19 protein-coding genes, 4 tRNA genes and 1 pseudogene are annotated in these 16,426 nt (G+C 57.7%); 9 read left to right on the top strand and 15 right to left on the bottom strand.

Annotation, left to right across the window (positions count from 1 at the left end; translation table 11 throughout):
• Positions 1-209 precede the first annotated feature (209 nt).
• Positions 210-713: pseudogene (locus ACIPZE_RS03160) on the bottom strand (ATP-dependent Clp protease proteolytic subunit); the annotation flags it as partial.
• 155 nt (positions 714-868) lie between these two features.
• Positions 869-2,179, bottom strand: a complete 1,311-nt coding sequence (gene tig, locus ACIPZE_RS03155; protein WP_400771301.1) for a trigger factor — start codon at positions 2,177-2,179, stop codon at positions 869-871.
• Positions 2,180-2,323: 144 nt separating this feature from the next.
• Here tig and ACIPZE_RS03150 point away from each other — a divergent pair, with 144 nt between their 5' ends.
• Positions 2,324-2,536: a hypothetical protein gene (locus tag ACIPZE_RS03150; protein ID WP_400771298.1), complete on the top strand. Its 213-nt coding sequence runs from the start codon at positions 2,324-2,326 to the stop codon at positions 2,534-2,536.
• A gap of 45 nt (positions 2,537-2,581) precedes the next feature.
• On the opposite strand, the gene ACIPZE_RS03145 is transcribed toward ACIPZE_RS03150, so the two are convergent.
• The 4 genes from ACIPZE_RS03145 to ACIPZE_RS03130 all read right to left on the bottom strand — a co-directional run bounded on the left by ACIPZE_RS03145 (position 2,582) and on the right by ACIPZE_RS03130 (position 3,061).
• A tRNA-His gene (locus tag ACIPZE_RS03145) sits at positions 2,582-2,657 on the bottom strand.
• 77 nt (positions 2,658-2,734) lie between these two features.
• Positions 2,735-2,819: transfer RNA gene (locus tag ACIPZE_RS03140), tRNA-Leu, on the bottom strand.
• Between the two features lie 57 nt (positions 2,820-2,876).
• Positions 2,877-2,952, bottom strand: a tRNA-His gene (locus ACIPZE_RS03135).
• Between the two features lie 32 nt (positions 2,953-2,984).
• Positions 2,985-3,061, bottom strand: a tRNA-Arg gene (locus tag ACIPZE_RS03130).
• 276 nt (positions 3,062-3,337) lie between these two features.
• Between ACIPZE_RS03130 and folD the strand changes: the two genes are divergently transcribed.
• Both folD and pbpG read left to right on the top strand, forming a co-directional pair.
• Entirely contained in the window at positions 3,338-4,192 is an 855-nt protein-coding gene (gene folD / locus ACIPZE_RS03125) for a bifunctional methylenetetrahydrofolate dehydrogenase/methenyltetrahydrofolate cyclohydrolase FolD (RefSeq protein WP_053121798.1), read from the top strand.
• Positions 4,193-4,422: 230 nt separating this feature from the next.
• On the top strand, positions 4,423-5,361 hold the full coding sequence (gene pbpG / locus ACIPZE_RS03120) for a D-alanyl-D-alanine endopeptidase (protein WP_400771296.1): 939 nt from the start codon (positions 4,423-4,425) through the stop codon (positions 5,359-5,361).
• A gap of 53 nt (positions 5,362-5,414) precedes the next feature.
• On the opposite strand, the gene ACIPZE_RS03115 is transcribed toward pbpG, so the two are convergent.
• The 3 genes from ACIPZE_RS03115 to ACIPZE_RS03105 all read right to left on the bottom strand — a co-directional run bounded on the left by ACIPZE_RS03115 (position 5,415) and on the right by ACIPZE_RS03105 (position 6,600).
• Positions 5,415-5,621, bottom strand: a complete 207-nt coding sequence (locus ACIPZE_RS03115; protein WP_129391985.1) for a hypothetical protein — start codon at positions 5,619-5,621, stop codon at positions 5,415-5,417.
• A 12-nt stretch (positions 5,622-5,633) separates the two neighbouring features.
• On the bottom strand, positions 5,634-5,840 hold the full coding sequence (locus ACIPZE_RS03110; protein ID WP_129391982.1) for a DUF6021 family protein: 207 nt from the start codon (positions 5,838-5,840) through the stop codon (positions 5,634-5,636).
• Between the two features lie 88 nt (positions 5,841-5,928).
• The gene (locus tag ACIPZE_RS03105; protein WP_129391979.1) at positions 5,929-6,600 is read right to left on the bottom strand and encodes a peptidase C39 family protein; all 672 of its coding nucleotides are present in this window, start codon (positions 6,598-6,600) and stop codon (positions 5,929-5,931) included.
• Positions 6,601-6,836: 236 nt separating this feature from the next.
• On the opposite strand from ACIPZE_RS03105, the gene ACIPZE_RS03100 reads away from it, so the two are divergent.
• Entirely contained in the window at positions 6,837-6,995 is a 159-nt protein-coding gene (locus ACIPZE_RS03100) for a hypothetical protein (RefSeq protein WP_283436983.1), read from the top strand.
• 166 nt (positions 6,996-7,161) lie between these two features.
• Here the strand turns inward: ACIPZE_RS03100 and ACIPZE_RS03095 are convergent, their stop codons facing one another.
• Both ACIPZE_RS03095 and ACIPZE_RS03090 read right to left on the bottom strand, forming a co-directional pair.
• Positions 7,162-7,911, bottom strand: a complete 750-nt coding sequence (locus ACIPZE_RS03095) for a TerC family protein (RefSeq protein WP_129391973.1) — start codon at positions 7,909-7,911, stop codon at positions 7,162-7,164.
• Positions 7,912-7,940: 29 nt separating this feature from the next.
• Positions 7,941-8,183 (bottom strand): hypothetical protein, encoded by a 243-nt coding sequence (locus ACIPZE_RS03090; RefSeq protein WP_400771291.1) that lies wholly within the window; start codon positions 8,181-8,183, stop codon positions 7,941-7,943.
• Positions 8,184-8,419: 236 nt separating this feature from the next.
• On the opposite strand from ACIPZE_RS03090, the gene nhaR reads away from it, so the two are divergent.
• The gene (gene nhaR, locus ACIPZE_RS03085) at positions 8,420-9,319 is read left to right on the top strand and encodes a transcriptional activator NhaR (protein WP_016986874.1); all 900 of its coding nucleotides are present in this window, start codon (positions 8,420-8,422) and stop codon (positions 9,317-9,319) included.
• On the opposite strand, the gene ACIPZE_RS03080 is transcribed toward nhaR, so the two are convergent.
• Positions 9,314-10,477, bottom strand: coding sequence for an MFS transporter (locus ACIPZE_RS03080; protein WP_400771288.1), 1,164 nt, complete (start codon positions 10,475-10,477; stop codon positions 9,314-9,316). The genes nhaR and ACIPZE_RS03080 overlap by 6 nt on opposite strands.
• 336 nt (positions 10,478-10,813) lie before the next feature.
• On the opposite strand from ACIPZE_RS03080, the gene sstT reads away from it, so the two are divergent.
• Positions 10,814-12,043, top strand: a complete 1,230-nt coding sequence (sstT, locus tag ACIPZE_RS03075; protein ID WP_129391964.1) for a serine/threonine transporter SstT — start codon at positions 10,814-10,816, stop codon at positions 12,041-12,043.
• A gap of 318 nt (positions 12,044-12,361) precedes the next feature.
• On the opposite strand, the gene ACIPZE_RS03070 is transcribed toward sstT, so the two are convergent.
• Entirely contained in the window at positions 12,362-12,871 is a 510-nt protein-coding gene (locus tag ACIPZE_RS03070) for a DUF1993 family protein (RefSeq protein WP_034154670.1), read from the bottom strand.
• 125 nt (positions 12,872-12,996) lie between these two features.
• On the opposite strand from ACIPZE_RS03070, the gene ACIPZE_RS03065 reads away from it, so the two are divergent.
• On the top strand, positions 12,997-13,644 hold the full coding sequence (locus tag ACIPZE_RS03065; RefSeq protein WP_129391961.1) for a YceH family protein: 648 nt from the start codon (positions 12,997-12,999) through the stop codon (positions 13,642-13,644).
• Between the two features lie 133 nt (positions 13,645-13,777).
• On the opposite strand, the gene ACIPZE_RS03060 is transcribed toward ACIPZE_RS03065, so the two are convergent.
• Together ACIPZE_RS03060 and ACIPZE_RS03055 are read right to left on the bottom strand one after the other, a co-directional pair.
• The gene (locus ACIPZE_RS03060; protein WP_400771284.1) at positions 13,778-14,296 is read right to left on the bottom strand and encodes a cupin domain-containing protein; all 519 of its coding nucleotides are present in this window, start codon (positions 14,294-14,296) and stop codon (positions 13,778-13,780) included.
• Between the two features lie 210 nt (positions 14,297-14,506).
• Positions 14,507-15,325, bottom strand: a complete 819-nt coding sequence (locus ACIPZE_RS03055) for a shikimate 5-dehydrogenase (protein ID WP_283436986.1) — start codon at positions 15,323-15,325, stop codon at positions 14,507-14,509.
• 256 nt (positions 15,326-15,581) lie between these two features.
• On the opposite strand from ACIPZE_RS03055, the gene ACIPZE_RS03050 reads away from it, so the two are divergent.
• Complete coding sequence (locus ACIPZE_RS03050; RefSeq protein ID WP_129391952.1) at positions 15,582-15,938, top strand: hypothetical protein; 357 nt, start codon at positions 15,582-15,584, stop codon at positions 15,936-15,938.
• A gap of 231 nt (positions 15,939-16,169) precedes the next feature.
• Positions 16,170-16,364: a hypothetical protein gene (locus ACIPZE_RS03045; protein ID WP_129391949.1), complete on the top strand. Its 195-nt coding sequence runs from the start codon at positions 16,170-16,172 to the stop codon at positions 16,362-16,364.
• Positions 16,365-16,426: the final 62 nt, after the last annotated feature.

The raw sequence follows: 16,426 nt of genomic DNA, 5'->3' as shown, positions 1-16,426 counted from the left end.
GTCCTCGCCGTTGCGGGTGTCAGTCATTCGTTCGATCCAAATCCGATAGGCTTGCAACACAAGATGAAGGCTATTGCGGGCTTTTTCAAGCCCGCCGCTGATCAGACCAGCCGACCAAGCCTATTTTGAGCTGCTTATTTTTAAGCTGGACGCTGGTTGATCACTTCATCGATCAAGCCATATTCCTTCGCAGCTTCTGCACTCATGAAGTTGTCGCGGTTGGTATCGCGCTCGATTTCTTCCAGAGTGCGACCGCTGTGCTTGGCCATCAGCGTGTTCAGGCGCTCACGAATGAAGAGGATTTCCTTGGCATGGATTTCGATATCCGATGCCTGGCCCTGGAAACCGCCCAGTGGCTGGTGAATCATCACTCGCGAGTTCGGCAGGCAGAAACGCTTGCCTGGAGCGCCTGCGGTCAGCAGGAACGCGCCCATGCTGCACGCCTGACCGATACAGGTGGTCGACACGTTGGGTTTGATGAACTGCATGGTGTCGTAGATCGACATGCCCGCTGTCACCGAACCGCCCGGGGAGTTGATATAGAGATGGATGTCCTTGTCCGGGTTTTCCGCTTCAAGGAACAGCAGTTGCGCACAGATCAGGTTGGCCATGTAGTCCTCTACCGGACCAACCAGAAAGATCACTCGCTCCTTGAGAAGGCGCGAATAGATGTCGTAGGCACGTTCGCCACGAGCGGACTGCTCGACAACCATCGGGACCAGGCCGCCTGCGGCCTGGATATCTGAGTTCTGCTGAATATACGAATTACGGAACATGCTCTGCAGTCACTCCCAAATAGTTATGTCTTGAATACGCATAAGCCAGCTCGAAGGCTGGCTTATGTGTGTGCTTCTTAACGCAAAATCAATCAGTCGGCTTTTGGAGCTTCTACCGGCTTGACCGCTTCTTCGTAAGAGACCGATTTGTCGGTCACGCTAGCTTTCTGCAGAACAGTATCCACAACTTGTTCTTCCAGCACAACCGAACGGACTTCGTTCAGTTGCTGGTCGTTCTTGTAGTACCAGGACACAACCTGCTCAGGCTCTTGGTAAGCCGAAGCCATTTCCTGAATCATTTCGCGAACGCGAGCTTCGTCAGGCTTGAGGTCGAACTGCTTGACCACTTCAGCCACGATCAGACCCAGCACTACACGGCGCTTGGCTTGCTCTTCGAACAGCTCGGCCGGCAGTTGATCAGGCTTGATGTTGCCACCGAACTGCTGAACTGCCTGCACGCGCAGACGGTCAACTTCGTTGGACAGCAGGGCTTTTGGCACTTCGATCGGGTTGGTGGCCAGCAGACCGTCCATTACCTGATTCTTGACCTTGGATTTGATCGCCTGACGCAGTTCACGCTCCATATTCTTGCGAACTTCGGTGCGGAAGCCGTCGATGCCGCTTTCCTTGATGCCGAAGTGCGCGAAGAACTCTTCGTTCAGCTCAGGCAGTTTTGGCTCGGATACGGTGTTGACGGTCACAGTGAACTCGGCGGTTTTGCCAGCCAGGTCCAGGTTCTGATAGTCCTCAGGGAAGGTCAGGTTCAGAACGCGCTCTTCGCCGGCTTTAGCGCCAACCAGGCCTTCTTCGAAGCCTGGGATCATGCGGCCGGAACCCAGTACCAGCTGAGTACCCTTGGCGGAACCGCCAGCGAACACTTCGCCGTCAACCTTGCCAACGAAATCGATGTTCAGCTGGTCTTCGTTCTGGGCAGCGCGATCGGCCACTTCAAAACGGGTGTTCTGCTTGCGCAGGATGTCGAGCATTTTGTCCAGGTCAGCGTCAGCCACGTCAGCGCTCAGACGCTCAACGGTGATGCCGTCGAAACCGGCAACGGTGAACTCAGGGAACACTTCGAACACCGCAACGTATTCCAGATCCTTGCCAGCTTCGAGCGACTTGGGCTCGATCGAAGGCGAACCGGCCGGGTTCAGCTTCTGCTCAACCACAGCTTCGTAGAAGGAGGACTGGATCACGTCGCCTACAGCTTCCTGGCGAGCGTCGGCACCAAAACGGCGCTTGATTTCGCTCATTGGCACTTTGCCTGGACGGAAGCCAGCAATCTTGGCCTTTTGGGCAGTCTGCTGCAGACGCTTGTTGACCTGAGTCTCGATGCGCTCAGCCGGCACAGTGACGCTCATGCGGCGCTCAAGAGCAGTAGTATTTTCAACAGAAACTTGCATGGATATTCCTCGTTGCACAGACGTTAGCCGGCCGTTTCCGACCCCAGAATCAAGGGCATGCATTCTAGTGGGTCAAACTCAAGAAGTCACCCTACTGAAAACGGGTAAAAAAGCAGCAGGCAATTTAACGGGACCGATGCACGAATGCAGCGCATCCCACAGGCGAATACAACCAATCACGCCAGGGCTCTGCGCCAACCGCTTCTATATATAGAAGCGACTGCCAATCACTCCCTGACGGCCGTTCTTGCAAGCAAGCCCGGCAAGCAGCGCGGCATCATCGAGCAACATAAATACGACGAAGCGCCCTGCTCCTGCGTCCCGAAACCGACAATGGCCGGTTTTCAAAACCGCTAAAACAAAAAAGGCGCCAGACTGTTAAATCTGGCGCCTTTCGAAATATGGGGTGGACGATGGGGATCGAACCCACGACAACGGGAGTCACAATCCCGTGCTCTACCAACTGAGCTACGCCCACCATATTGCGTAACAAAAAAGCCAATTAACTTCTTTGTTGAAACCTCACCAGCCCGAAGACCCGAATGAAGCTTTAATTGGTGCGGATGAAGAGACTCGAACTCTTACGCCTCGCGGCGCTGGAACCTAAATCCAGTGTGTCTACCAATTCCACCACATCCGCGGATGAAGCTTTTAAAGCAAAGGCGCCAGACTGTTACATCTGGCGCCTTTCGAAATATGGGGTGGACGATGGGGATCGAACCCACGACAACGGGAGTCACAATCCCGTGCTCTACCAACTGAGCTACGCCCACCATATCGCGTTACTTGTGCCAAAGCTGCCTAATGGCGCACCCGGCAGGACTCGAACCTGCGACCATCCGCTTAGAAGGCGGATGCTCTATCCAGCTGAGCTACGGGCGCCTTATTAATCTGTACTCTTAAAGGACTACAAACTAAGTGCTTTCCAGTCTTCGCGAAATCGTAATCCCGCTCGACCTTCTTAACCAGTGCTAGGCTGTGCCCGACAAGTGCGACGAATAGTATAGAGCGCTCCCAAGGTCGTCAAATCTTTTTTGAAAAAAATTCATTTAATTAAAGGAGTTAGGGGAATTTGCTGACCAAGCGCCTTTGCCCTCACCGTCCGACATGCGAGAATGCGTTCTCTTTTTTTCCCCTCTCGATGGTTAATCACGCGCAATGACTGCACAACTAATCGACGGCAAATCGATCGCCGCCAGCCTGCGCCAGCAGATCGCCAAACGAGTTGCCGAGCGTCGCCAGCAAGGCCTGCGCACTCCCGGCCTCGCGGTGATCCTGGTCGGCAGCGATCCTGCCTCTCAGGTTTATGTCTCGCACAAGCGTAAAGACTGTGAAGAGGTCGGCTTCCTCTCTCAAGCGTACGACCTGCCCTCTGAAACCACGCAACAAGCGCTGACCGATCTGATCGATCGTCTCAACGATGACCCTGCGATCGACGGCATCCTGCTGCAACTGCCGCTGCCCGAGCACCTGGACGCCTCGAAACTGCTCGAGCGCATCCGCCCGGACAAGGACGTCGACGGTTTCCATCCTTATAACGTCGGCCGCCTGGCCCAGCGCATTCCACTGCTGCGCCCGTGCACGCCCAAAGGGATCATGACGCTGCTGGAAAGCACTGGCGTTGACCTTTATGGGCTGGACGCCGTGGTTGTCGGTGCGTCCAACATCGTCGGTCGCCCGATGGCCATGGAACTGCTGCTGGCCGGTTGTACCGTCACCGTGACTCACCGCTTCACCAAGGATCTCGCCGGTCACGTCGGCCGTGCCGATCTGGTAGTAGTGGCCGCCGGCAAGCCAGGCCTGGTCAAAGGCGAGTGGATCAAAGAAGGCGCGATCGTCGTCGACGTCGGTATCAACCGCCAGGACGACGGCAAGCTGGTTGGTGACGTTGTCTACGAAACCGCCCTGCCCCGTGCCGGCTGGATCACTCCAGTACCGGGCGGCGTTGGTCCGATGACCCGTGCCTGCCTCCTGGAAAACACCCTCTACGCCGCAGAAACCCTGCACGCCTGAGGCGGTTTTTCCGCTGCACCAGAACCCCGCCTCGTGCGGGGTTTTTCATGCCTGAGAAAAAACTGTAACCGTTCGCCGGAAACCCCTCTTTTTACAGGCCTTTTCACGAGATTTTCAGGCTCTTCAAACAACCATCGACAGATCTTCAGCCATACTCCTAGAATGCGACGCTTTGAAGAAATAACCCGTTACAAACTAACGGAATATCCAACCTTTATGAGTTCGCCCGCGTGAAAATTCGTCTTTCGATTCTGAGCCTGTTTTTTGCTTTTACAGGCACATTCATCACGCCAACGATCAACGCTGCGGAAACCACCGCTGCCCCGCGTGACGCTTCGACACTGAAGATCGCTTCCGGCAGCGCCCTGCTCATGGATATGCAGACCAACAAAGTCATTTATTCCAGCAACCCTGACGTGATCGTGCCGATCGCCTCCGTCAGTAAGCTGATGACTGGACTGGTAGTGGTTGAAGCCCGGCAAAACATGGACGAATGGATCAATGTCGATATCAGCAACACACCGGAAATGAAGGGTGTGTTCTCCCGAGTCAAACTGAAAAGCGAACTGCCGCGCCGCGAGATGCTGCTGATTGCCTTGATGTCCTCGGAAAACCGTGCCGCCGCCAGCCTCGCGCATCACTACCCTGGTGGCTACGCAGCCTTTATCGCGGCGATGAACGCCAAGGCCAAGGCACTGGGCATGACCAACACTCACTATGTCGAGCCGACGGGTCTGTCCGAGCGCAACGTCTCTACCGCACGCGACCTGAGCAAGTTGCTGGTGGCGGCAAGCAAATACCCGATCCTCAGCGAACTCACCACCACCAAGGAAAAAACCGTGTCGTTCCGCAAACCCAACTACACCCTGGGTTTCCGCAACACCGATCACCTGGTCAACAAAGCCGACTGGGACATCAAGATCACCAAAACCGGCTTCACCAATCCTGCCGGGCATTGCCTGGTTCTGGTGACGAAAATGGCTAACCGCCCTGTCGCGCTGGTGATTCTCGACGCCTTTGGCAAATACACTCATTTTGCCGACGCCAGCCGTATCCGCAGTTGGGTGGAAACCGGCCGCAGCGCCAACGTTCCAGCGGTTGCGCAGCAGTACAAGGCCGAGAAAAACCTCAAGTCGCGTCAGAGCGGCGTGGTCGAAGCCTCCAAGTAACTTGCCGCACAAGAAAAAGCCCCGAAACTTCGGGGCTTTTTTTCGCCTGACCATCAGTCATTCGGCAGCGGCATCTGATCATCATCAGGAATGCCATCCCCCGCACTCGGATCCCGCGAGGGTTCCGGCGTCAGCACATTCGGCCGGGCCAGCGGATCGCGCAGCGGGCTGTCCGGGTCCAGCACCGGATCAATCTCCGGTTCAGGCGTAGTCGGCACACTGTCCGGTTTTTGGTCGTCGAAGCTTGAATCGGTACTCATACGCACCTCACATCAAGGTTTCAGATTGGCCAGCGGGTCATAGGGTTTTGCCGGCTTCTTGTCATCTTCGCCGGGTTTGACGTCTTTCGGCGCTTTAGCCGGGCCGACGGGATCGACCTGAGGGTCAGCTACGTCCGGAGAATCCGGGTCAAAGCCCAGGTCATGACCTGAGGAGTGCTCGGACGAATGCGGGCCTTTCGGGGATAGGGGATCTGCCATGTTCGCCTCCTGATTCACCCGAAAAGCGGGCTCTATGCGTAAGAGGCTTGCCGGGCGCAGTCGTGCCCGGCAGATGACGAACGGAGACTCAGTGCGCGGCCAACGCCTTGCGCGCTTGTGCCGCTTCGTTTTCCTGGCCGGCCTGCGCGAGTTCGTCGGCAGCCTTCAGCCAGCGCTGACGATCAACCGCCGCGGGGATCTGCGTAGGTTTCTGAATCAGGATGGCCCAGCCGCCAGACTTTTCCAGCGCGGACTCAAAGGCGCTGAAACTCATCAATTCGCGGCGGTTCATGCCGGCGCGCAGCAGCACTTTCTGCTTGTTGCGGTCGTAACCGGAGAGGATTGCGTAGCGCGGTTCGGCCCAGAATGCAGAGCCTTCGCTGAAGCGCACCATCACCGGGTAACCCGCCGCGACCTGAGTCAACAGTGCCGGCAGATTGCTGTCCAGCGGGTAAACGACCATGCCGTATTCACGCGCGAGGTTTTGCAGGTTCTGCTGCAACTGGTCTTCGGCACCCGGTAAATGCAGGGGTTTTTCCAGCAGGCCCGGGGTAATCACAATGCCCTGCTGTGACAGCAGACTGGCCAGCACTTGTGGCGCGCTCTGATTGGCCTGGCCACGATAGAACGTGCCACTCAGCTCGACCCGCTCCGGCAGACGCTTGACCTCCGGCGCCACGCTGCCGGCGCAACCGGCCAACGCCACTGCACAACCGGCCACCAGCAGCGCTCCACGAATTCGAGAAAATACCTGCACCATCGTCACTCTCTGTTCAGACGCCGGTCATCGTGTTCCGGCAACGCCAGCGATCATAGGGCCGCGCACGGCTGCGGTATAGCCTTAAACCGTAGACGCATCGCTTGCATAGAGCGAACTGATTGGTCACTACCGACCTTTGGTCAATAGTCTGAAACACCCCGGCGACTAGACTGTCACTGAAACAGAGCGAATTGAAAAAAAGTGGGCGCCCGAGGCAGGGCAAAGAGGAGGCACTGATGAGCCTGACCATGACCATCGTAATGTTGATTGCCGGCTGGCTGGCCGTTGCCGCCGCCATGCTGTGGGGCGTTTTGCGCATTTCCCGTCGTCACCATCACCCTCCGATCCAGCCAAAACCCGAGAAACATAGTACCCGGCACGCAACCGCACACTGACCTACGGATAAATCCCCTGTAGGAGCTGCCGAAGGCTGCGATCTGTTGATTTTTAAAAGTCAAAAGATCGCAGCCTTCGGCAGCTCCTACACACAAAGCACGCAAAGCACACAAAAAAAGGCCGCCTGACTTCAACAGTTCAGGCGGCCTTTTGACTTATTGCAGATTACGCAGCAGCGTTGAGCTTCTTCTGCTTCGCGCGACGAGACAGCATGTTCAGCACTTCGATACCGGCCGAGAACGCCATCGCCGCGTACACATAACCTTTCGGTACATGGGCGCCGAAGCCTTCGGCGATCAGCGTCATGCCGATCATGATCAGGAAGCCCAGCGCCAGCATCACCACCGTCGGGTTGTCGTTGATGAACTTGGCCAGCGGTTCAGCGGCAAACAACATCACCAGTACCGACACGACTACCGCGATCACCATGATCGGCAAGTGTTCGGTCATGCCGACCGCGGTAATGATGCTGTCGATCGAGAACACCATGTCGAGCATCAGGATCTGCCCGATGGCAGCGGCGAAACCGAGGGTAACGGTCGACGTCGCAGTCTTCGGATCTTCCGGTGCCGGATCCATGCTGTGATGGATCTCGGTCGTCGCTTTCCACACCAGGAACAGACCACCGGCAATCAGGATCATGTCCTTCCACGAGAAGGCCTGGCCGAGAATCTCGATGACCGGCGCGGTCAACTGGACGATGAAAGCGATGGTGCTCAACAGCGCCAGACGCAGGATCAACGCCATGCCGATACCGATGCGGCGGGCCTTCTGCTGATACTGCTTGGGCAGCTTGTTGGTCAGGATCGAGATAAAGATCAGGTTATCGATGCCGAGCACGATTTCCATCACCACCAGTGTGGCCAGAGCCACCCAAGCGGCGGGGCTGGCGGCGAGTTGTAACAGATATTCCATGGGGCAGTCCTGACTCTGTGTAAGACGGTTTAGATGGTCTTGGAGGAAGATTCGGATGTTTCCGGGTCTTTTTCCGGTGCTTCTTTCTTCTCGATCAAGCCACCGGTGGCGTCGCTCAGCGCTTGCTCAGCGGCCTTATGGGTGTCGTCGATCGCTTGCTTGGCGCTTTCGGCGGCCTTGCCCATCAACTGCTGGGCGCTTTTTTCGGCTTGGTCGCAACCGGCCAGAAGCAGTAAAGACGTAAACATCAGCGCAGGCATTGTGTATTTCATGTGGCTTCCTTCGAATGAACAGACAGGGTCACAGACCGGCCGTCGATGGCTGGGCATTCTAGGGAGACAAACACTTCAGGAAAATTCGTATTTTTAGCGGCTATACTTCGGTTTTTACGAACTCACACACTATTCAATGCAGGAGCTGCCGCAGGCTGCGATCCTTTGATCTTGGCTTTTTCAAAAAAAATCAAAAGATCGCAGCCTGCGGCAGCTCCTACGGGGGCGCGCGGCGGATGCTTAATTATCGACAACTGCATTATTTCTGGGTGGTGGCGAAGACCGGCAGCATCGTGCGCGCCTGCGAGCAACTGAACCTGACGCCACAAACCATCAGCGGGCAGATATCGCTGCTCGAACAAACCTACGGCATAGAGCTGTTTCGACGCGTGGGCCGACAACTTGAACTCACTGAGGCCGGGCGTCAGGCCCTGCCCTACGCCGAGCAGATGTTTCAGCTCGGCGGCGAACTGGAATTGATGCTGCGCGCCCAGCCCAACGAACAGCAGATCCTCTTCCGTGTCGGTGTGGCGGACGTGGTGCCGAAATCCATCGTCTATCGCCTGATCGCACCAACCATGGAGCTGAACGAGCCACTGCGCATCACTTGCCGCGAAGACAAACTTGAACGATTACTCGCCGATCTGGCAATCCAGCGTCTCGACCTGGTGATCTCCGACAGCCCGATGCCTTCGCACCTCGACATCAAAGGCTACAGCCAGAAGCTCGGGGAATGCGGGATCAGTTTCTTTGCCACCGCCGAACTGGCGGCGCGTTACGGTCAGGATTTCCCGCGCAGCCTGCACGGCGCGCCGCTGTTGATTCCCGGCGCCGAAACCGTGGTGCGCAGTCGTTTGCAGCGCTGGTTTGCCGAGCAGCAGATCCAGCCGCAAATCGTTGGTGAGTTCGATGACAGCGCCTTGATGCAGGCATTCGGCCAATCCGGCAGCGGGATTTTTATCGGCCCGAGCGTGATTGCCGATGAAGTGAAGCGCCAGTACGGCGTCGAGCTGATTGGCCAGACTGACGCGGTGACCGAGTCGTTCTATGCCATTTCGGTAGAACGCAAGGTCAAGCACCCCGGCATCGTTGCGATTACCGAAGGTGCCCGACGCGAGCTGTTTACCGCGTTATAAAGCCTCGGCGCACATGTCGCGCGGCTTCAGCGTCATCAGCACCATGGCGAGGAATACCGACAGCAGGATGAACCCGGCGGCGGCAAACCCGAGGAAGCCCAGGCCCGCACTGTCGATGACCCGGCCACCGACCATGGCGCCAAGACCGATGCCCAGATTGGCCCCAGCGATATTCAGCGACGCGGCAAACGCTGGCGCTTCCGGCGCGGCTTTCATCAAGCGCACATGGCTGACCAGGAACAACGCGGCCTGGGTAATACCCCAGATCCCCATCGCCACCGCCAGCCCCAGTGGCGAATGAATGTTCGGCACCAGCGAAACCATGCCGGCAATCATGAATGCGCAGAACAACACCGAGGCCCCCAGCGGATGCCGGTCCACCGCACGTCCGCCGAGCGAGTTGCCGATCAACCCGACCGCGCCGAAGCCCATCAGGCACCAGCCGACTACGGTGCCGTTGAACCCGGCGAGGCGCTCAAGAATGTCGGCCAGATAGGTGTAGGCAGTAAACATGCCGCTGAACACCAGGATCGACAGGACGATATGGCCAATCATCAACGGGCTGCGCAGGATCTTGAACTGCGACGCGAAGCTGACCTGATGTTGGTGCAGGCTGGTTTTCGGCAGGTAAACAAACAGCAGCAACGCCTTGGCAAACGCGATCACCGCCAGAATGCCGAACGCACTGCGCCAGCCGAATGCATCGGAAATCAGCGTGCCGACCGGAATGCCGAACACCGTGGCGCAAACAATGCCGAAACCGATCTTGGCAATCGCGCGACCGGCGAAATCCGGGCCGACGATGTCTACGGCAGTTTCACTGGCCAACGCCCAGAACACGGGTAAACCCAGCGCCGGGATCAATCGGGCAATCGCCATCACCCAGATGTTCGGCGCCAGTGCGGCCACGGTATTGGCCAGGCCAAACATGATCAGGATGCTGATGAACAACTTGCGCCGTTCAAAGCGGGCGAAATATGCAGTCAAGAATGGCCCGAACAACGCCACGGTGAAAGCGAATAGAGTCACCAGCAGGCCGGCCTGTGGAATGGTGACTTCAAGGTCTCGGGCAATCGCCGGCAACAGGCCGACAATGACGAATTCCGTGGTCAGCACCGTGAAACCGGCGGCGGACAACAGAAGAATGGGCAACAGCATGCGCAACTCCAGCAAAACGACGACACCAGCGTTGACCCGGAGGCCCGCTGGCAGAACTTGAAAATAAGGATGCGCAATCTTAACAGAGTGTGTCCGGGCTGACTTGCACAAACCTGCCGACTTTGTTGCCTGATCCGGTGGCAGATCGTCACAGGTCTGAAGGATGAGGCCAGTGCTGTGATAAAGTCCGCGCCCTTAAAAACGTACAGCCTATTCAACGACCAGTTTATTGGCGTTGATGTAGCATCAACACTTTCGGTTCGTAGCGCTGGTCTGCCCTGTTTTTGCCGCCGCTTGCACGCACCTTGCACCCAATAAAAAATCAGAGATGCCGTTATGACTGCTTCATCCCCTTCTCTATTGCAACGCCTGAAGAACCTGAGCCTGGTCGCACAGATCCTGATCGGCCTGATTGCCGGTATCGCCCTGGCGCTGTTCGCCCCGGAAGTGGCAAAAAGCACTGCGTTCATCGGTAAAGTGTTTGTTTCAGCGTTGAAGGCCGTGGCGCCGATCCTGGTGTTCGTGCTGGTGATGGCTTCGATCGCCAACCACAAGCACGGTCAGGAAACCCACATCCGTCCGATTCTGTTCCTCTATCTGCTGGGCACTTTCGCCGCCGCAGTTGTTGCCGTGATCGCCAGCATGGCGTTCCCGTCGCATCTGGTGCTGTCGACCGAAAACGTCGCAGTGACAGCGCCAGGCGGCATCGCTGAGGTGCTGCAAAGCTTGCTGCTGAGCGTGGTGGATAACCCGGTCAACGCACTGATCAACGCCAACTTCATCGGCATTCTGGCCTGGGCCATCGGCATGGGCGTCGCGATTCGCCATGCCGGCGACACCACCCGCGAAGTGCTGGGTGATCTGTCCAATGGCGTGACCGTGATCGTTCGGGTAGTGATTCGCTTCGCGCCGCTGGGTATTTTCGGTCTGGTCGCTTCGACTCTCGCCACCTCCGGTTTCGGCGCGCTGATCGGTTACGCGCACCTGCTGGCCGTGCTGCTGGGCTGCATGCTGTTCGTGGCGCTGGTGATGAATCCGTTGATCGTGTTCTGGAAGCTGCGTCGCAACCCCTACCCGCTGACCCTCAAGTGCCTGCGCGAGAGCGGCATCACCGCATTCTTCACCCGCAGCTCGGCGGCGAACATTCCGGTCAATCTGGAGTTGAGCAAACGTCTGGGCCTGCATGAAGACACTTACTCGGTATCGATCCCGCTGGGCGCGACCATCAACATGGCCGGCGCGGCGATCACCATTACCGTGCTGAGCCTGGCAGCGGTGCATACGCTGGGCATTGCCGTGGATATTCCGACAGCAATCCTGCTCAGCGTTGTCGCCGCGATTTGTGCCTGTGGCGCCTCGGGCGTGGCCGGTGGTTCGTTGCTGCTGATTCCGTTGGCGTGCAGCCTGTTCGGCATCCCGAGCGAGATCGCCATGCAGGTCGTGGCGGTCGGCTTCATTATTGGTGTGTTGCAGGATTCCGCCGAGACGGCGCTGAACTCGTCGACTGACGTGCTGTTTACTGCAGCGGCTTGCCTGGGCGAAGAAGCCAAAGCCCAACGCGCTTGAAGATCAAAAGATCGCTGCCTGCGGCAGCTCCTACAGGAAACGCATTCCAAATGTAGGAGCTGCCGCAGGCTGCGATCTTTTGCCTCAGCCAATGAAAAGCCCGCCATGGTGTGAACCTTGGCGGGCTTTTTTGTGGCGGACATCTTTTGCCCCTCACCCAACCCTCTCCCCCATGGGGGCGAGGGGGAAAGGGGCAGACCGAGTGCTGTTCAAAACCTGAGTTCGACTGGATATTTCACGTCGGTGCAGCTCGAACAAACAACCCGATCAGTCCCCTCTCCCGCCGGGAGAGGGCTAGGGTAAGGGGCTTTGGGTGTTTTAGAACGCGCCCATGTAATCGCGCTTGCCCACTTCAACACCGTTGTGACGCAGCAGCGCGTAAGTGGTGGTGACGTGGAAGAAGAACTGCGGCAGGCCATAAGTCAGCAGGTAAGCCTGACCGCTGAAGCGCTTCTCTTTCGGCGTGCCCGGACGGGTCACGATTTCGATGCCTTCCTTGCCGTCGATCTGCTCTGGCTTGATCTCGCCGATGTAGGCCAGAACCTTGGCGATCAGGGCTTGCAGCTCGGCGAAGGTGGTTTCTGTGTCGTCGTACTTCGGCACTTCGACTTCAGCCAGACGCGAGGAAACGCCTTTGGCGAAGTCCACGGCGATCTGGACCTGACGGGTCAGCGGGAACATGTCCGGGTACAGACGCGCTTGCAAGAAAGCGTTCGGGTCGATGTTTTTCTCGGTAGCGTGAGCTTCAGCCTTTTTCAGGACATCGCTCAAAGCGTTGAGCATTTGTTGAAAAACCGGGACGGATGCGGCGTACAGGGAAATGGTCATGGCAGTCTCGTGTGGTGGCTGGGTGGAACAAGGAGGCGATTATAGCCATCCTTGATGACCACACGGCTTGCCTTTTGTTTGGCAAGGATTAGGCTAGGCGGCTTCGACTGCAGAGGGAACGCGCGATGACCACCGAACATGAATCCACCTTCGACGAACCACGGCTGAACGCCACGGAAATCCGCATTCTCGGTGCGTTGATCGAGAAACAGGCGACCAGCCCGGAAACCTATCCGCTGACCCTCAATGCTTTAGTTCTTGCCTGTAATCAGAAGACCAGCCGCGAACCGGTGATGAACCTCACTCAGGGCCAGGTCGGCCAAAGCCTGCGCGCCCTCGAAGGTCACGGTTACGCCAAGCTGGTGATGGGCAGCCGCGCCGACCGCTGGGAACACAAGGTCGACAAAGCGCTGGAACTGGTGCCGGCACAGGTGATTCTGACTGGATTGATGTTTCTGCGCGGCCCGCAAACCGTCAATGAGCTGCTGACCCGCAGCGGACGCATGCATGAATTCGAAGATGCCGAACAGGTGGTGCATCAGCTTGAGCGTTTGATCGCGCGCGGGCTGGCGGTATTGATTCCACGTCAGGCCGGGCAGCGCGAAGACCGCTATACCCATGCGCTGGGCGATCCGGCGGATATCGAGGCGATCATGGCTGCGCGGCAAAATCCGCAGGAACGCGGCGCTAGCAGTGGCGTGTCGGTCGAGCGCATCGAAGAGCTGGAAGCACGGATCGCAGCGCTGGAAGAACGCCTGGCGCGCCTCGAATAACCCCGCCGTTTTATTGTGGGAGCGAGCCTGCTCGCGAAGAGGTTGTGTCAGCTACATCATTTTTGAATGACACACCGCATTCGCGAGCAGGCTCGCTCCCACGGGGGTATTCATCAGGTTTCATATCCTGAGATTACTCGCCATCCCAGTAATCGACGCCATCCGCCTGCCGCGCCACCGCAACAAAGCCTGAAGCATTGCCCTCAGCATCGACCGTGAAGCTGTCCATCACCGCATATTTGTTCGAATCCGGGTATTCGCAAATCTCCGGCTGCTGCTGGGTGCTCACCGCCAGATAACGCAGTTCGGCCTGGCTGGTATTGATGATCTGATGCGCCTTTTCCGGACCGCCCGGCGGACAGGCGATCACGTCACCTTCGCGGATCGGGAAACGCTCGGTGCCGAGACGCACCTCGCCTTCCCCGGCCACCACGTAAAACATTTCTTCATTGACCCGATGACTGTGAAACGGACTGCCGCGCATGCCCGGCGGTAGCACGTAGAGGCGATAACCGAGTTTCTGCGAACCCAATTGCTGGCCAACCCGCGCCATGCGCTGCTGATAGCGTCCGGCCGTTTCGCCTTCCGGGGCCAGGGCTTCGGGCAAGGGTTCGAGTTCGACCTGATGCAGGTTGAGGATGGGCGGGTGCATGGCGGGCCTCGGTCACGGTTTTTGTGGAGGGCAAGTCTGTGCTTGCTGGTGGGGCAGTATAGGCAGCAGGATAAACCGAGGTGGATTCATCGCTGGCAAGCCAGCTCCCACAGGTATCGGGCTGGAACACCAGATTGTGGACAGCCCCAGATCATGTGGGAGCTGGCTTGCCAGCGATGGGGCCAGTCAACTCACCGCATAATCTCAGAATCAGCTCCGGGCAAACGCTACCGCCGCCGCAAACTGCGCTTCATTCGGGCGCACTCCGGTGTACAGCACAAACTGCTCCAGCGCCTGGATCGCAATCACCTCAAGCCCGGTGATGACCTTTTTACCCTCAGCCCGGCCACGCACGATCAACGGCGTCTCCGACGGAATCGCCACCACATCAAACACCGTATCCGCCGCTTTGATCAGCTCAGGCGCAAACGCCAACTGCCCCGCCTCCGGACCGCCATCCATCCCCACCGGCGTGACGTTGACCAGCATCTGCGGCCGCTCGTCGCCCTGTTCAGCCTGCCAGCGATATCCCAGCGAATCCGCCAGCGCCCGCCCTGCCCGCTCATTACGCGCAACGATCAGACCGTTTTTATAGCCGCCATCCCGCAAGGCACTGGCCACCGCTTTGGCCATGCCGCCGCTACCGCGCAGGGCGAAGGTGGTTTCCTTGGGCACCGCGTGGGTTTTCAGCAACTGCTCGATGGCGATGTAATCAGTGTTGTAAGCCTTCAGATGGCCGTTGGTGTTGACGATGGTATTGATTGACTGGATGGCCGCCGCAGAGGCATCCAGCTCATCAACCAAGGCAATGCTGGCCTCCTTGAACGGCATCGACACGCCGCAGCCACGAATGCCCAAGGCGCGGATCCCGCCGACTGCACCATTGAGGTCCTGGCTGCTGAACGCCTTGTAATAGAAATTCAGGCCCAATTGCTCATACAAATGGTTATGAAAACGCAGACCGAAATTCCCGGGGCGCCCGGACAGGGACATGCACAGCTGGGTGTCTTTGTTGGGGTTCATCTGCATGAAACTTCTCCTTCAAACGCACTTTCGGATGGACGGGATTAGCCAGCCCATCGGGTTCTGAACGATCATAGAGGCCTGTTTTAAACGTATCGCGCGGCCCTTGCACGGCCCGGTAAAGAAGCCGGTACAGACCTTACACAAAATTTACCCAGCGGCTGTGCTGATTTTCAGAATTTCGCTGTCTTAGAAGTATCCCCGCGACAACTGTGGGCCTGGTGCAGGCCCTGCCGCCGGGTCGAAGAACCGAGGATTTATCATGATTCGTAAACTCCCTATCGTGGCCCTGCTGATTGGTGCATTTGCTGTCGCAGGGCAAGCAGAAGCCCATGGCGGCAACTACTGGCAAGGCCCAGCGGTGTTTGGCGCGATCGTCGGCTCGGCCATCATCGGCTCGGCGCTTATCAACCAGGATCGCCCGGTGTATGTCCAGCAGGCGCCGGTGTATGCCGCTCCGCCACCACCGGTTTATGTGCAACAACCACCGCCTCCGGTCTATTACCAGCCCGCGCCGGTGTACGTGCAACAACCGGTCTACGTGCCAGCCCCGGTGTATTACGGCCCACCCCGCGGCTATTACGGCCGGCCGTATCCTTACCATTACGGCCGCTGGTAACAGAAAGACCAAAGCCCTGCTTTATAGCGGGGCTTTTTTATGACCGTTGGTCGGCCAGCGTCTGAAAAAATCTCGCCAAGGTCGCTGTGAGGACAGTTCCACCGGCTAAAGTCGGCATGATTGATTCGACCGTTGTATACATTTGCACAAAACGGTCATTTCTTTGTCATGACGGAACGGCAATCTGAATCCGTCCGCTAACAACAGGTTGATAACAACAAGGACGACTGTATGCCTACACAAAATCCACACCGCATCGTCGGCTTGTGCACCTCCAGCAAGGTGTACAGCGCGCTGACCGAGCTCAAGCACCTGGAAGGCCACCGCTGCGCCAAGCTTCTTTCGCTGCTGGCGGAAAACCTCGTGCACAAAGGCCTGCTCAACGAGCGCGAAGTGATGCACATGCTCGATCAAGTGGTCGACTGACGCCAGACCTCACTGGCATCAATGACCACTATCGAAACTGTTGATTGTCGCTGAAACCGGCG

Origin of the sequence: Pseudomonas sp. NPDC089741, from assembly GCF_044748825.1 — a bacterium.
GTDB classification, from domain to species: domain Bacteria; phylum Pseudomonadota; class Gammaproteobacteria; order Pseudomonadales; family Pseudomonadaceae; genus Aquipseudomonas; species Aquipseudomonas helmanticensis.
The sequence above is the reverse complement of the archived record's forward strand: the minus strand, read 5'-3'. Positions and strand labels throughout refer to the sequence as shown.

Bases quoted from the DNA above. Each gene is read 5' to 3' on its own strand.
- ACIPZE_RS03150 (WP_400771298.1), top strand. From the start codon at position 2,324: ATGCAGCGCATCCCACAGGCGAATACAACCAATCACGCCAGGGCTCTG.
- ACIPZE_RS03105 (WP_129391979.1), bottom strand. From the start codon at position 6,600: ATGGTGCAGGTATTTTCTCGAATTCGTGGAGCGCTGCTGGTGGCCGGT.
- ACIPZE_RS03045 (WP_129391949.1), top strand. From the start codon at position 16,170: ATGCCTACACAAAATCCACACCGCATCGTCGGCTTGTGCACCTCCAGC.
- ACIPZE_RS03115 (WP_129391985.1), bottom strand. From the start codon at position 5,621: ATGAGTACCGATTCAAGCTTCGACGACCAAAAACCGGACAGTGTGCCG.
- ACIPZE_RS03070 (WP_034154670.1), bottom strand. From the start codon at position 12,871: ATGACCATTTCCCTGTACGCCGCATCCGTCCCGGTTTTTCAACAAATG.
- ACIPZE_RS03065 (WP_129391961.1), top strand. From the start codon at position 12,997: ATGACCACCGAACATGAATCCACCTTCGACGAACCACGGCTGAACGCC.
- ACIPZE_RS03055 (WP_283436986.1), bottom strand. From the start codon at position 15,325: ATGCAGATGAACCCCAACAAAGACACCCAGCTGTGCATGTCCCTGTCC.
- tig (WP_400771301.1), bottom strand. From the start codon at position 2,179: ATGCAAGTTTCTGTTGAAAATACTACTGCTCTTGAGCGCCGCATGAGC.
- ACIPZE_RS03110 (WP_129391982.1), bottom strand. From the start codon at position 5,840: ATGGCAGATCCCCTATCCCCGAAAGGCCCGCATTCGTCCGAGCACTCC.
- ACIPZE_RS03080 (WP_400771288.1), bottom strand. From the start codon at position 10,477: ATGCTGTTGCCCATTCTTCTGTTGTCCGCCGCCGGTTTCACGGTGCTG.
- ACIPZE_RS03050 (WP_129391952.1), top strand. From the start codon at position 15,582: ATGATTCGTAAACTCCCTATCGTGGCCCTGCTGATTGGTGCATTTGCT.
- ACIPZE_RS03100 (WP_283436983.1), top strand. From the start codon at position 6,837: ATGAGCCTGACCATGACCATCGTAATGTTGATTGCCGGCTGGCTGGCC.
- ACIPZE_RS03095 (WP_129391973.1), bottom strand. From the start codon at position 7,911: ATGGAATATCTGTTACAACTCGCCGCCAGCCCCGCCGCTTGGGTGGCT.
- ACIPZE_RS03090 (WP_400771291.1), bottom strand. From the start codon at position 8,183: ATGAAATACACAATGCCTGCGCTGATGTTTACGTCTTTACTGCTTCTG.
- folD (WP_053121798.1), top strand. From the start codon at position 3,338: ATGACTGCACAACTAATCGACGGCAAATCGATCGCCGCCAGCCTGCGC.
- sstT (WP_129391964.1), top strand. From the start codon at position 10,814: ATGACTGCTTCATCCCCTTCTCTATTGCAACGCCTGAAGAACCTGAGC.
- ACIPZE_RS03060 (WP_400771284.1), bottom strand. From the start codon at position 14,296: ATGCACCCGCCCATCCTCAACCTGCATCAGGTCGAACTCGAACCCTTG.
- nhaR (WP_016986874.1), top strand. From the start codon at position 8,420: ATGCTTAATTATCGACAACTGCATTATTTCTGGGTGGTGGCGAAGACC.